The sequence below is a fragment of the Corynebacterium sp. HFH0082 genome (genome assembly GCF_000411235.1).
Classification (GTDB): Bacteria; Actinomycetota; Actinomycetes; order Mycobacteriales; family Mycobacteriaceae; genus Corynebacterium; species Corynebacterium jeikeium_D.
Genome location: NZ_KE150404.1, coordinates 2,030,379 through 2,043,493, shown reverse-complemented (window position 1 = coordinate 2,043,493; position 13,115 = coordinate 2,030,379). Strand labels below are relative to the sequence as shown.

The 13,115-nt window shown below is 58.7% G+C and carries 12 protein-coding genes; 9 read left to right on the top strand and 3 right to left on the bottom strand.

The window, feature by feature from the left end; genetic code table 11:
* Positions 1 to 81: 81 nt before the first annotated feature.
* Entirely contained in the window at positions 82 to 1,725 is a 1,644-nt protein-coding gene (locus HMPREF1206_RS08825) for an exonuclease domain-containing protein (protein ID WP_016422969.1), read from the bottom strand.
* A 323-nt stretch (positions 1,726 to 2,048) separates the two neighbouring features.
* On the opposite strand from HMPREF1206_RS08825, the gene HMPREF1206_RS08820 reads away from it, so the two are divergent.
* Complete coding sequence (locus tag HMPREF1206_RS08820) at positions 2,049 to 2,291, top strand: HigA family addiction module antitoxin (protein WP_005510305.1); 243 nt, start codon at positions 2,049 to 2,051, stop codon at positions 2,289 to 2,291.
* 172 nt (positions 2,292 to 2,463) lie between these two features.
* On the opposite strand, the gene glgX is transcribed toward HMPREF1206_RS08820, so the two are convergent.
* The gene (glgX, locus tag HMPREF1206_RS08815; protein WP_016422968.1) at positions 2,464 to 4,605 is read right to left on the bottom strand and encodes a glycogen debranching protein GlgX; all 2,142 of its coding nucleotides are present in this window, start codon (positions 4,603 to 4,605) and stop codon (positions 2,464 to 2,466) included.
* Positions 4,606 to 4,879: 274 nt separating this feature from the next.
* Between glgX and HMPREF1206_RS08810 the strand changes: the two genes are divergently transcribed.
* From HMPREF1206_RS08810 to HMPREF1206_RS08790, 5 genes are all read left to right on the top strand, one after another.
* Positions 4,880 to 6,376: a methylmalonyl-CoA carboxytransferase subunit 5S gene (locus tag HMPREF1206_RS08810; RefSeq protein WP_042388769.1), complete on the top strand. Its 1,497-nt coding sequence runs from the start codon at positions 4,880 to 4,882 to the stop codon at positions 6,374 to 6,376.
* A gap of 23 nt (positions 6,377 to 6,399) precedes the next feature.
* The gene (locus HMPREF1206_RS08805; RefSeq protein WP_016422966.1) at positions 6,400 to 8,013 is read left to right on the top strand and encodes an acyl-CoA carboxylase subunit beta; all 1,614 of its coding nucleotides are present in this window, start codon (positions 6,400 to 6,402) and stop codon (positions 8,011 to 8,013) included.
* Positions 8,013 to 8,318 carry a hypothetical protein gene (locus HMPREF1206_RS08800; RefSeq protein WP_016422965.1) on the top strand — a complete coding sequence of 102 codons (306 nt, stop codon included), beginning with the start codon at positions 8,013 to 8,015 and terminating at the stop codon, positions 8,316 to 8,318. Before HMPREF1206_RS08805 ends, HMPREF1206_RS08800 begins: the two co-directional genes overlap by 1 nt.
* 71 nt (positions 8,319 to 8,389) lie before the next feature.
* Entirely contained in the window at positions 8,390 to 8,749 is a 360-nt protein-coding gene (locus HMPREF1206_RS08795; RefSeq protein ID WP_016422964.1) for a biotin/lipoyl-containing protein, read from the top strand.
* A gap of 89 nt (positions 8,750 to 8,838) precedes the next feature.
* Positions 8,839 to 10,203, top strand: a complete 1,365-nt coding sequence (locus HMPREF1206_RS08790) for a Na+/H+ antiporter family protein (protein ID WP_016422963.1) — start codon at positions 8,839 to 8,841, stop codon at positions 10,201 to 10,203.
* Positions 10,204 to 10,243: 40 nt separating this feature from the next.
* On the opposite strand, the gene HMPREF1206_RS08785 is transcribed toward HMPREF1206_RS08790, so the two are convergent.
* Positions 10,244 to 10,912 carry a TetR family transcriptional regulator gene (locus HMPREF1206_RS08785; protein WP_172620237.1) on the bottom strand — a complete coding sequence of 223 codons (669 nt, stop codon included), beginning with the start codon at positions 10,910 to 10,912 and terminating at the stop codon, positions 10,244 to 10,246.
* A 191-nt stretch (positions 10,913 to 11,103) separates the two neighbouring features.
* Here HMPREF1206_RS08785 and bioB point away from each other — a divergent pair, with 191 nt between their 5' ends.
* From bioB to HMPREF1206_RS08770, 3 genes are all read left to right on the top strand, one after another.
* On the top strand, positions 11,104 to 12,111 hold the full coding sequence (gene bioB / locus HMPREF1206_RS08780; protein ID WP_016422961.1) for a biotin synthase BioB: 1,008 nt from the start codon (positions 11,104 to 11,106) through the stop codon (positions 12,109 to 12,111).
* Complete coding sequence (locus tag HMPREF1206_RS08775) at positions 12,098 to 12,400, top strand: hypothetical protein (RefSeq protein ID WP_016422960.1); 303 nt, start codon at positions 12,098 to 12,100, stop codon at positions 12,398 to 12,400. The genes bioB and HMPREF1206_RS08775 overlap by 14 nt, the downstream gene beginning before the upstream one ends.
* A gap of 74 nt (positions 12,401 to 12,474) precedes the next feature.
* On the top strand, positions 12,475 to 13,053 hold the full coding sequence (locus tag HMPREF1206_RS08770; protein ID WP_016422959.1) for a hypothetical protein: 579 nt from the start codon (positions 12,475 to 12,477) through the stop codon (positions 13,051 to 13,053).
* Positions 13,054 to 13,115 lie beyond the last annotated feature (62 nt).

Genomic DNA, 13,115 nt, shown 5'->3' with positions numbered 1-13,115 from the left:
GCTGCCTGACCGCTGTGGCAGCAGCTAGCCCCAGAGTCTGCGCCTGCCGTCCGAATGCGAATTTCTTCTCGTGAACGTGGCCTAGAAGGGTGGCATTCCGTCATCGCCGGGCAGGGAAGTAGAACCGAACAACGGAACCGACTCACTGGAGTTGTTTCCGGCGCTGGCGCTAGGTGTCCCTTCCGCAGTGTCTCCTGCTTCGGACGCGCCATCCTCTTCCGGATTCAGCCCGAGTGCGGTGAAGAGCTCCTTCTCAGTCCAAATCTGGATTTCCTGGCCTTCGGCCTGCAGCTGTCGAGCCCTCTTCTCCTTCGACGTCACCGAATCCCACGGACCGGCGACCAAAATTGTCGTCTTCTTCGTGACACCCTTATTGATATTCGCACCTGCAAAGGCGATCTTATCCCACAGAAAGCCCTTGTCATACGGGGCAAAATCGCCGGTCAGCGTCACCCGCTGCTGGTACAGCAGGCCGCTTGGATCCGCGTCCGGATTCGGGTCTGGAATGGTGTCCGGTGTCTTGGCCGCATCCCACTTCGCATTGCGACGCGTCCGACGTGACGGCGCGGAACTGCCGGATTGCGCACCAGCACCAGTACCAGTTCCCGCGTTGGTCCCGGCGCCAGTGCTGGCGACACCAGCCGGGTCATAGCGCACCATCCGCACTCGTCCACTGCCAATCTGGCCCAAGCTCAGCGAGACCTTCTGGCTCAAATCAGCCACCGATGTTGCGCGCTGCTGCTCCATCAACCACAGCGCTACCTCAGCACATGCGACCGCATCTGCCGTCGCATCATGATGATTCTCCAGCGACGCCCCCGCGGCCTCCGCCAACGTCGGCAGCTTCAAATTGGGCAGCCCCAACTGCATCTGCCGAGCCCACATATAAGTACACGCAAAATTCAACTTCGGCGCTGGAATGCCTTCCGCCCGGCACGCCCGCGACAGGGCAGTGAAATCAAACCGCGCATTGTGAGCAACTACGTCCAAATCCCCAACGACGTCAACAAACTTCGCCAGCTGCTCCGGAAATGACGGCTCACCGGCCACATCCGCCGCCGTGATGCCATGAATCGCGACATTGGCTTCATCAAAATACTCCAGCCCCTTTGGCGGACGGCACATCCAGGAATAACGCTCCGTCACCTTCCCGCCACGCACGACCGCAACGCCAAGCTGAATAATCGAGCCGGTGTCTTCGTTCGCTGTCTCTACATCGAACGCCGCAAACGGTGCGATGTCCGACGCCGCAACCTCATCCCCCGTAGGAAGCGGTGCAAAAGGCACAGACTGCTTTACGACGTCGCCCGCGCCCTCAACCACACTCACGCCTTCGGTGACCGCCGCACGCTGTGCCACCCACGGCATCAACGTGGAAGTAAAAGCATCTGCTGAGTTGTAGAACTCCGGATTCTTGGCCATCTCCGCCACGAGGTCTGCCAGCAACTGCGCTGCTGCCTGACGATGAGGCATCACACGGGCCTTTGGCAAAGCTACTCCGAGGTCCACCGTGCCGGGGAAAAAGCGGTTGGCCGGAGTGTAGACACCGTTTTTACTTGCCGATGCGACCTCCGCAACGTCGGCAAGCGGGAGGGGCTTCGCGGGGTCGGTGCTAGCCGTGTTGATGGTGTGGGTAAGGCGGAGCCCATCTGCGGTAATAGTCACCGTGTCGCCTGTGAGCTCGAAGACGACGGCGGACTCGGAGGATGGCGTGGTCGTAGTCATGCACTAGATGGTAGCGCCGATGGCGGATTGAGCCCCATAGAGGCTGCGGTACCTGCGGTTCTCGCCGAGTACACATGGCTTCCGACAATGTGGAAATGCCCACAAAAATAGGAATATTTATGGAGCGTTCGGACAGTGGGGGTGTCTGTACCCCTGAAAACCACATGTTTTGGGGGGTTAAATGTCCGGATGCATTTTGAGCGGGCGCTCCTTATACTTTTCGACGAACGGCGGTAACTGGTCGTTCGAGCTTTCGAGCTCAAGCGTAGGGCAAAGCGGAAACAACGTATGCCAGTGAAGCGATGAAATAAGGAGTAAACATTTTGAGCACGCATCCTGTGCACCCTGGTTCTATCTTGAACGATAATTTCCTCGAGCCGCGACACCTCTCTATCTACCGACTGGCTCTTGCCATCGGCGTGCCAAGCTCAACTCTGGAGCGCTTTCGCACCGGCCGCACTGCGGTCACTACTGACCTCGCAAATCGACTGTCCGACTACTTTGACACCGAGCCGGAGTACTGGTTGAACTCTCAGGCGGAGTTCAATATGCGCGCATCTGCGTAAGAAGACTTCACGCCAGCTCGGCTCCCGCAGTGCTGTGTTGACCCAAACCCTGTTTTGAGTTGAACTCAGAGCCGAAAATCCCCTGTCAGTGGAAGAAAAGCCTTCCGCCGACAGGGGATTTTTGTGTAGGAACCAACCCAGGCCCAGGCCCCTACACCCAACGCGGACGCGGCTAGTGTCGCTCGATCAGCACGATGGTAGAACGGGCTGGCACGCGGAGCTCGCCTTCTGGCTCAACGATGCGCTCGCGGGTCGGGCGACCCGTGATCTCTGTGGTGTCGATGATGACTTCCCAGCTGTGTGCGTATTCGGTGCCCGGAATTTGGAACATGATGTCCTCGTGGTGGGCGTTGAAGCACAGCAGGAAGGAGTCATCCTCAATCCTGTGACCTCGGCGGTCAGGCTCAGTGATGGCATCGCCGTTGAGCCAGACCATCAACGACTTGCCGAAGTCGAAGTTCCAGTCATCGGTCGTCATGACACGACCCTCATAGGTCAGCCAGGCAATGTCACGATCGTCGGTTTCCGCACCGAGCGGGCCACCGCGCAGGAAGCGGCGGCGTCGGAAGACTGGGTGTTCCGCACGCAGCTCAGTCAGGAACTGGGTGTATTCGACCAGTTCAGAGTTGGTGCGAGTCTGATTCCAGTCGACCCAGGCCAAACGGTTGTCCTGGCAGTAGACGTTGTTGTTGCCCTTCTGGCTACGTCCCATTTCGTCACCGTGGCTAATCATTGGAGTGCCCTGGGACAGTAGGAGAGTGGTCAGGAAGTTACGACGCTGGCGAGCGCGCAGCGAAATGATGCGCTCGTCGTCGGTCGGGCCTTCCACACCGCAGTTCCAAGAACGGTTGTGGGACTCGCCATCGCGGTTGTCCTCGCCGTTGGCCATATTGTGCTTCTCGTTGTAACTGACCAAGTCATTGAGGGTGAAACCGTCATGCGCGGTCACGAAGTTAATCGACGCAGTTGGGCGGCGGTCATTGTTTGCATACAGGTCCGAGGAACCGGTGATACGTGAAGCGAACTCGCCGAGCGTGGATGGCTCACCGCGCCAGAAGTCGCGGATGGTGTCGCGGTACTTACCGTTCCATTCAGTCCACTGCGGTGGGAAGTTACCGACCTGGTAGCCACCTTCGCCGACATCCCACGGTTCTGCGATGAGCTTGACCTGGCTGACAATCGGATCCTGCTGTACCAAGTCAAAGAAGGCGGAGAGTCGATCGACATCGTGGAATTCTCGAGCCAGGGTGGAGGCCAAATCGAAGCGGAAGCCGTCGACATGCATCTCGGAGACCCAGTAGCGCAGCGAATCCATAATCAGCTGCAGCGAGTGTGGGTGGCGCACATTCAGGGAGTTACCGGTACCGGTGTAGTCCATGTAGTGCTGGCGATCGCCTTCGACCAGGCGGTAGTAGGCCTCGTTGTCGATGCCTCGGAAGCAGATGGTTGGGCCCATGTGGTTGCCCTCGGCGGTGTGGTTGTAGACCACGTCGAGGATGACCTCAATGCCCGCATCGTGAAATGCGCGCACCATGCCCTTGAACTCGCTGACTGCGCCACCTGGCTTTTGGGAAGCCGAGTAGTCCTGGTGCGGTGCCAGGAAGCCGAAGGTGTTGTAGCCCCAGTAGTTGCGCAGCCCCTTTTCGCGCAGGTGGTCGTCCTGGAGGAACTGGTGGACCGGCATCAGTTCGATAGCCGTGACACCAAGGTCCTTGAGGTAGTCAATAATCGCCGGATGCGCGAGACCGGCATAGGTACCACGTAGCTCCTCCGGGATATCCGGGTGAGTCATGGTCATGCCCTTGACGTGGGCCTCGTAAATCACGGTCTCGTTGTACGGCGTGCGAGGTGCGCGGTCAGCGCCCCAGTCGAAGAATGGGTTGATGACCACGGAGGTCATGGTGTGTCCCAGGCTGTCCTCGGTGTTGCGCTTCGAGTGGTCATGAATGTCATAGTTGAACAGTGATGGGTGACCGTCGAATTCGCCGTCGAAAGCCTTGGCGTATGGGTCGACCAGCAGCTTGTTGGGGTCGCAACGCTTACCGTTGGCCGGATCGAATGGGCCGTGTACGCGGTAGGCGTAGCGCTGGCCCGGCATGATGGACGGGATGTAGCAGTGCCAGATATGCGCATCGACTTCTTCCAACTCAATGCGTGTTTCTTCGCCTTCGGCGCTAATCAGACAAAGCTCAACCTTTTCCGCAACGTCGGAAAAGAGTGCAAAGTTGGTGCCAGCGCCGTCGTAGGTAGATCCGAGCGGGTAAGGCTCACCCGGCCATACTTGATAATCGCCGACTGTATTTGCTTGGTTCATGTGACTACCTTAACCGTTTTGTAAAAAACATGAGCCTTTTTCGGTCCCGTGTGGGCGCGCCATCCGTCCCATCTGTCGAGCGCACTTCGCAAAAACGACCCCCAAGGAAAAATTCGAGTCGAACGATTAAGAGCATAAACTTCGCGTGAAAATAAGTATTTAACCCTGCAAGTGGGCAATTTGACACTCTAAACGCACCTTGGCGGGCGCCGAATCCCCAATATTCGCGGTCACCAACGCGCGAAGATCCCCAAAGGCCTTTACTTTTGGAGTTATGAGTCCACGAACCATTGGTGTAACGGAAGTAGCGTTCCGAGACGCTCATCAGAGTCTCATGGCAACGCGAATGGCTATGGAAGACATGGTCGATGTCTGTGAAGAAATGGACAAGGCCGGTTTTTGGAGTGTGGAGTGCTGGGGCGGCGCAACCTTTGACGCCTGCATCCGCTTCCTTAATGAAGACCCCTGGGAGCGCCTGCGGACATTCCGCAAGCTGATGCCGAACAGCCGCCTGCAAATGCTGCTGCGCGGCCAGAATCTCCTCGGTTACCGCCACTACGAGGACATGGTGGTTGACAAGTTCGTCGAAAAGTCTGCTGAAAACGGTATGGACGTATTCCGTGTTTTCGACGCGCTCAACGACCCACGCAATCTCGAGCACGCCATGCGCGCGGTCAAGAACGTCGACAAGCATGCGCAGGGCACGATCTGCTACACGACGTCTCCGCTTCACGACGTCGACGGGTACGTGAAGCTCGCTGGTCGTCTACTGGATATGGGGGCGGACTCCATTGCGTTGAAGGACATGGCAGCGCTGCTGAAACCCCAGCCGGCTTACGACATCATCCGCGGCATCAAGGAAACGTACGGCGAGGACACCCAGATTAACGTCCACTGTCACTCGACCACCGGTGTCACGATGGTGACTTTGATGAAAGCCATCGAAGCTGGGGCGGATGTCGTGGACACGGCAATTTCGTCGATGTCGCTGGGCCCGGGGCACAACCCGACCGAGTCGCTGGTGGAAATGTTGGAGGGAACCGACTACACCACCGACCTGAACATGGATAACCTGATCACCATTCGTGACCACTTCCGCAAGGTGCGCCCGAAGTACGCAGAGTTCGAGTCGAAAACCCTGGTCAATACCGACATTTTCATGTCGCAGATCCCCGGCGGCATGTTGTCGAACATGGAAAACCAGCTCAAGGCCCAGGGCGCGGGCGACCGCGTCGAAGAGGTCATGCGTGAAGTACCGATTGTCCGCAAGGACGCCGGTTACCCGCCGCTGGTGACTCCGAGCTCGCAGATCGTCGGCACGCAAGCTGTGTTTAACGTGCTGATGGGACGCTACAAGGTTATGACGGCTGAGTTCGCTGACCTCATGCTCGGCTATTACGGGCAGTGCCCGGGTGAGCGCAACCCAGAGCTGATTAAGCAGGCAGCGGAACAGACCAAGAAGGAAGAAATCACGGTTCGCCCGGCTGATCTTCTCGAGCCAGAGTGGGACGACCTGGTCGAGCAGGCCAAGGAGCTCGACGGTTACAACGGCACCGCCGAAGACGTCCTGACCAACGCACTGTTCCCATCCGTCGCACCGGGATTCTTCACCACGCGCGGCGAAGGGCCGAAGAACGTCGGTAAGACTGCCGAACAGCTCAAGCGCGAGGCGGAGCAGGCCTCTGGTGCTGCCAATGCCATTCGCGAGCCAATTCGCTACAAGGTTACCGTTGGCGGTCGCTCACAGACCGTCCAGGTGGAACCCGCCTAGGAACATCGGGAGAAGAGATAGCAATGTCGCAAAGTTCAGCAAACCAGCCGAATCCGGCGGGTGCCGTCGCGCCGGGCGTCGATGCCTCGATGGCGGAGCGCCTGGATTATTTGGATGCTCAGCGTCGCCGTGTTGAGGCCGGTGGCGGTGAAGCCCGCCAGGCCAAGCAGCACGAACGTGGGAAGATGACTGCCCGCGAGCGTATCGACAACTTCGTCGACGAGGGCACTTTCCGTGAAACCGGGATGTTCATGACTCACCGCACCACCGACTTCGGCATGGATACTGCCGACGCGCCTGCCGACGGCGTGGTCACCGGCACTGCCGCGGTTCTCGGCCGGGCAGTACACGTGGCCTCCCAGGACTTCACGGTCATGGGTGGCTCCGCTGGTGAAACGCAGTCCCGCAAGGTTGCGGCCACCATGCGCGCTGCTGCCGACAACGGCACTCCGTTCGTTTTCATCAACGACTCCGGTGGCGCTCGCATTCAAGAGGGGATTGACTCTCTGTCGGGCTATGGCCAGGTCTTCTACAACAACGTGTGGCTATCCGGTCTGGTGCCGCAGATTTCCATCATTGCAGGCCCATGTGCTGGTGGCGCTGCCTACTCGCCAGCGCTGACCGACTTCATCATTCAGACTCGCAAGGCGCAGATGTTCATCACCGGCCCGGGCGTTATTAAGTCTGTGACCGGCGAGGAAGTTACCTCCGAGCAGCTCGGTGGCGCTGATGCGCACATGGCCAAGGCCGGCAATATTGACTTCGTTGCCGACGATGACGAGCAGGCCATCCTGATTGCGCAGAAGCTCTTAAGCTTCCTGCCACAGAACAACACGGAAGAGCCGCCGATCGTGGATCCGGTATTCGACGCCGAGCCGGATCCAGAGCTCCGCGACATCGTCCCCGTCGATGGCAAGAAGGGCTACGACGTCCGCGAGGTCATCATCCGTATCGCCGACAATGGAGACTTCCTCGAATGCCAGGCGGGTTTTGCCACCAACCTGGTTGTCGGCTTTGGGCGCGTTTTGGGCCGTACCGTGGGCTTTGTCGCCAACCAGCCGAACGTGATGTCCGGTGTGCTGGACATTAATTCCTCGGACAAGGGCGCAAAGTTCATCCGCTTCTGCAATGCCTTTAATATCCCGCTGGTCACCCTGGTTGACGTTCCTGGCTTTATGCCGGGCGTCACTCAGGAGCACGGCGGCATCATTCGCCACGGCGCAAAGATGCTCTACGCATACTCCGCAGCGTCTGTGCCCAAGGTGACCGTCGTCATGCGTAAGGCCTACGGCGGTGCGTACCTGGCGATGTGCTCGAAGGACCTCGGCGCGGACTACGTATTCGCATGGCCGACCGCGGAAATTGCGGTGATGGGCGCAGAGGGTGCGGTCAACGTGGTCTTCCGAAAGGAAATTGCCGCCGCGGGCGACGAGGAAGAGCAGGCGCGCGTGCGCGACGAGCGTATCGCCGAATACAAGACACGCTTCTCGACGCCGTATGTCGCCGCCTCGCGCGGACTGGTCGACGACGTGATTGACCCGGCGGAAACCCGCCTGCGTGTGGCTGACGCACTGTCGGTTCTGCGTAACAAGCGCGAGGTTCGCCCGGCCAAGAAGCACGGATTGGGGCCACAGTAATGTCTGACGGCATCGGTGAGATTAAGGAGCTGCGAGCGCTCGTCGCTGAACTGACCGACCGGTTGGATGCGACCTCGACAAGCTTGCAGAAGGCCACGGCACGACTGAATCAGGCAGAGAGCGAGTTGGCTGAACTGCGCAAACGCGTGGACGCAGATATCCCCGAGGATACTGTCATCGCCATTTCGGCAGCGGTGTCTGCGTACCTGGGCAATCGCGGCAAGGTGAAGGCAATTCGATACAACCGCCATAAGACGTGGGCTGCGCAGGGACGCCAGATCCAGCAGCAGCGCAACCTGCGTTAGTTGGAAATTTTCGATAACCGACTTAATTGAGTCTGACTCATTGACTTTTGCTACGTGAGGATTGTTGAGCCATGAAATTGAAAGTGACTGTCGGCGGCATTGCCTACGATGTCGACGTTGAAGTAGTTGAGGAGCCCAAGCGTCTTTCGCCCATCGTGTTGGGTGGATCGTCGAGCGCTTCCGTTGAGCCGGCCACCGCTAGTGTCTCGGGTGTCTCCGCCAATTCGGTGGTGGCGCCACTGGCAGGTTCGGTCAGCAAGATTTTGGTCGAGGAAGGCCAGAAGATTGAGGCTGGGGAGGTGCTGCTCATTCTCGAGGCAATGAAGATGGAAACCGAGATTACGGCCCCGGCTGCAGGCACCGTCGGCTCTATTCATGTTGAAGTCGGCGACGCAGTGCAGGGCGGCCAGGGACTCGTCTCGATTGATTAGCCGCATTAGCCGGGGTGTAAAGATTCTGGGGTGAAGTCTTTCTAGCCCCGGTTGCTGGAAATACTTAAGGTTGCCTTAATATTTTCCTTATGAATGCCGTTCTTCTCGCCGTTTTGGTGATGCTAATCCTGGCGGTCTGCCGGGTACACGTTGTGCTAGCGCTGTTTATTGGCGCCTTAGTCGGTGGTCTTTCCGCCGGTATGGGGCTCGATGCCACAATGGTTGCCTTCCAGGAAGGCCTCTCTGGTGGTGCGAAGATTGCCCTGAGCTATGCCATGCTGGGTGCCTTTGCCATGGCAGTGGCATCCTCCGGGCTGCCCAAACTGCTGGCCGATTGGCTGATTGCCAAGATCGGCACGGAGGATGAAGGCGCTAAATCTAAGGCAGAGGCATGGACCAAGTGGGGCATGGTCGCCGGCATTTTGGCCATGGCGATCATGTCGCAGAACCTCATCCCAGTTCACATTGCGTTTATCCCGCTGATTATTCCGCCGCTGTTGCCGGTATTTAACCGCCTCAACATCGACCGTCGAATGATTACCAGTGTGATGACCTTCGGTTTGGTCACCACCTACATGTGGGTTCCGGTCGGATTCGGTTCTATCTTCCTGAACGACATCCTGCTGGGGAACATCGAGAATGCTGGCCTTGATGTTTCCAATATCAACATCATGATGACGATGGGCATCCCGGCTCTCGGCATGCTGGCCGGTCTGGCCATTGCCGTATTTTTCTCCTACCGGAAGCCACGGCATTACGAAGATCGGCCGATTGCCCAGTCCTCACACGCAGAAACCCAGTCTGACGAACCGGTGTCGAAGTACCGAGTTATCGTTGCTCTCGTTGCAATCGTGGTGACTTTCGTCGTCCAGATTGTGATGAATTCTATGGAGACCGATGCCGATCCGTTGCTGATTGGTGCACTCACTGGTCTGGCAATCTTCATGCTCACCGGTGCCGTGCGCTGGCGTGAGGCGGACGACGTGTTCACCGCCGGTATGAAGATGATGGCCCTGATTGGTTTCATCATGATTTCCGCACAGGGCTTCGCCTCGGTGATGTCGGAGTCCGGCCAGATCGAGCCGCTGGTGACCGCTACTGCAGAGCTGTTTGCGGGCAACAAGCCTGCCGCTGCATTCGCCATGCTGGTCGTTGGTCTGGTGGTCACGATGGGTATTGGTTCGTCCTTCTCGACGCTGCCGATTATCGCCATCATCTATGTGCCGTTGTGTGTATCGCTGGGCTTCTCGCCGATGGCTACCGTCGCCATCATTGGTACTGCAGGTGCTCTGGGCGATGCTGGTTCGCCGGCATCGGACTCGACGCTCGGCCCGACGATGGGTCTCAATGCCGACGGGCAGCACGACCACATTCGCGATTCGGTTATTCCGACCTTCCTGCACTTCAACCTGCCGCTGCTGGCAGCTGGTTGGGTAGCAGCTCTGGTGCTCTAGCGCCGCGGCTTGACCGTGAGTGTGATTGCTCCAGCGGGGCTTAATGACCTGCGATTCCCTTAGTCCCCGCAACCCCCGCAATTCCGGCGATAAAGAGCTCGGTTCCCAGTGCAATGCGCTGGCGGCCGAGCTCTTTTGCCTGTACAGCAGCATCTTCAGAGGAAGTCTCGACCTCAAGATCCTTATCATCGGCGTTCTCGCCACTGGTGTCGCCCTTGTTGGAAACGCCCTTGGCGCCGTTCAGGTCAAGCGCGATGGCTGTCTGCTGGTCGACTGTCGCACCGAGAATGAAGTGCACGAGGACAGACGCGGTATCAGCCGCTGATGGGGTGCTGATGGAGGTTTCGGGTGCGTTCTCCAGGGCGTCGGCAAGCAGTTGTTCGGGGCGAATCGTGGCGGTGCCCGTAGCGAGCGCGGCCGAGACGACCTCGGCGCCATCCCGATGAGCGGTGAGGCAGGAGTAGAGCAGCTCGGCGACGGCTTCGATGTCGGCACGCCAATCGCCTGTGGCGGAAAACTCTGTGCAGGGAGCCAAGATGCGGTCAGCGACGGCGCCCAGCAGTGCCTGCTTGGAAGGGTAGTGCCAGTACATTGCGCCAGCGGCGGTACCCAAGTGGCGAGTCAGGCGGCGGATCGTGAGATCGCCGAGTCCGTACTCGTTGAGAATGGTGAGAGCTGCGTCGACAATGATGTCCTTGGTCAATTGCACACTGCCTACCGTAGACGAAAGAAGAATCATCTGGAAGATGTCTCAAGGCTGAAATGGGGAGCGTAAATCCGCGACACGACGGGAATTGAACCCTGTTCGACATTCTGTAGCTGCGGTATTAAGTTTGATAACTGAACAACTTCTGAAACGGTGTTCAAGTTTTATCCCCAGCCTCAAGGAGCGTCACCCCCATGACTCAACAGCAGCAGGACATTTTGGAACTCGCCCGAGAAAAGGTGCTCGGCCGCGGTGAGGGGCTGAACTATGAGGAGACCCTGGCAGTTCTGAACCTCGATGACGACAGCATCGAGGATCTGCTGGCACTGGCTCATGAGGTGCGCTTGAAGTGGTGCGGCGAAGAGGTCGAGGTTGAAGGCATTATCTCGCTGAAGACTGGCGGCTGCCCAGAGGACTGCCACTTCTGTTCGCAGTCGGGTCTGTTCGAGTCTCCGGTGCGTTCGGCATGGCTGGATATCCCGGCACTGGTGGACGCCGCCAAGCAGACCGCAAAGTCGGGTGCGACTGAGTTCTGCATCGTTGCTGCAGTAAAGGGGCCGGACGAGCGACTGCTCAGCCAGATGGAACAGGCCGTCGCCGCCATTCAGGCAGAGGTTGACATTAATGTGGCCGCCTCTATGGGCATTCTGACGCAGGAGCAGGTAGATCGCCTGGCCAAGGCTGGTATTCACCGCTACAACCACAACCTTGAGACTGCTAAGAGCTACTTCCCGCAGGTCGTGACCACCCACACTTGGGAAGAGCGCCATGACACCCTGCGCATGGTCGGCGAAGCCGGTATGGAGGTCTGCTGTGGCGGCATCCTGGGTATGGGAGAGACCCTTGAGCAGCGTGCCGAGTTCGCTCAGGACCTGGCGGAGCTCAACCCGACCGAGGTGCCGATGAACTTCCTCGACCCGCGCCCGGGCACTCCGTTCGCCGGTCGCGAGCCGATGCCAGCCAAGGACGCACTGCGTGCCATCGGTGCCTTCCGTCTGGCACTGCCGAAGACCATCCTGCGTTTTGCTGGCGGTCGTGAGCTCACCCTGGGCGACCTGGGCGCAGAAAAGGGGCTGCTCGGCGGTATCAACGCTGTCATTGTCGGTAATTACCTGACCACTCTGGGCCGTCCGGCGGAGCAGGATCTAGACATGCTTGGCAAGGTACGACTCCCAATTAAGGCTCTCAATGCAACTGTCTAAGCCTCGGACATCTAGCCCGCGCTCGCCGCGGAGTAAGAAAGTCGACTCCACAGAGCTGCTCCAGGCCATGGTGCTGGGAGATGAGCCCAAGTTCGATCCTTTTACCGGCGCCGACCTCGAAGCTGGTGAAGTGCGCGAACGTTCCTATGGTGCAAAAGCTGGACTGGAGGCGCCTCGGTTCTGCCAGCTCTGTGGGCGCCGGATGGTGGTGCAGGTGCGTCCGGACGGCTGGACTGCAAAGTGCTCGCGCCACGGCGAAGTGGACTCCGTTATGTTGGAGCAGCGATAAAGGCGCTGATTGTGCTAGTGCGCCATTCGGGCACGCTAGTACCGGATGTGCGCCGTGAGGTAAGTTAGTCAACTATGACTATGAAAAATACCCGAGTCCCACACGTTGAAAAGCAGAGCGTGGCAATGGCCTCGGGTATTGTTCTCTTCTCCGTCGTAACGGGAACGATAGCCGGAGTGGCCTGGGCATTCCTACGCCCCAAGCAGCAAGTGCAAATGCTCCCGGATAACCAACTAGCGATTATTCAGGAAACCGTTGACGCTGGTTTTATTGGGCTGCTCTGGTTTGTTGCTGTCACTGCCATCAGCGGCCTGGTGCTGGGAATTACTACGTTCCGAAATCGTGCCATCACGACCCCTGTGCAGATGCTCACAGCAATTGGCTGGGCAGGTTTCTCCGCGTTGATGAGCGCAGCAGTGACGTACCTCGTCGGTCAGTCGGTTGCGGCATTGCTCCAGCCGGATCTGGCGGGAATGCAGCCGGGCGATAAGTTCTCGGTGATTCCGGACTTCAAGACCTATGTAGCGCTGCTGGTCGCGCCACTGGTTGCCATGCTCGCACTGTGGTCCCGGGTGTTGTTCCAAACGGACTTCACGGAAGGCGGCGAGAGCGCTGCGGACAATGTTGCGGACGCAGATTCGGTCACTAAGTGAGGCAGTGAGGTTCTGCGCGGGGGGCCGTCGTAAAGCACTATTTCCTACTGAACAGGGGTAGT

What these genes read in the sequence shown, in the direction of transcription:
- HMPREF1206_RS08795 (WP_016422964.1), top strand. Translation starts at nt 8,390, where the DNA reads ATGAAATTGAAAGTGACTGTCGGCGGCATTGCCTACGATGTCGACGTT.
- glgX (WP_016422968.1), bottom strand. Translation starts at nt 4,605, where the DNA reads ATGAACCAAGCAAATACAGTCGGCGATTATCAAGTATGGCCGGGTGAG.
- HMPREF1206_RS08800 (WP_016422965.1), top strand. Translation starts at nt 8,013, where the DNA reads ATGTCTGACGGCATCGGTGAGATTAAGGAGCTGCGAGCGCTCGTCGCT.
- HMPREF1206_RS08805 (WP_016422966.1), top strand. Translation starts at nt 6,400, where the DNA reads ATGTCGCAAAGTTCAGCAAACCAGCCGAATCCGGCGGGTGCCGTCGCG.
- HMPREF1206_RS08825 (WP_016422969.1), bottom strand. Translation starts at nt 1,725, where the DNA reads ATGACTACGACCACGCCATCCTCCGAGTCCGCCGTCGTCTTCGAGCTC.
- HMPREF1206_RS08775 (WP_016422960.1), top strand. Translation starts at nt 12,098, where the DNA reads ATGCAACTGTCTAAGCCTCGGACATCTAGCCCGCGCTCGCCGCGGAGT.
- HMPREF1206_RS08810 (WP_042388769.1), top strand. Translation starts at nt 4,880, where the DNA reads ATGAGTCCACGAACCATTGGTGTAACGGAAGTAGCGTTCCGAGACGCT.
- HMPREF1206_RS08770 (WP_016422959.1), top strand. Translation starts at nt 12,475, where the DNA reads ATGACTATGAAAAATACCCGAGTCCCACACGTTGAAAAGCAGAGCGTG.
- HMPREF1206_RS08790 (WP_016422963.1), top strand. Translation starts at nt 8,839, where the DNA reads ATGAATGCCGTTCTTCTCGCCGTTTTGGTGATGCTAATCCTGGCGGTC.
- bioB (WP_016422961.1), top strand. Translation starts at nt 11,104, where the DNA reads ATGACTCAACAGCAGCAGGACATTTTGGAACTCGCCCGAGAAAAGGTG.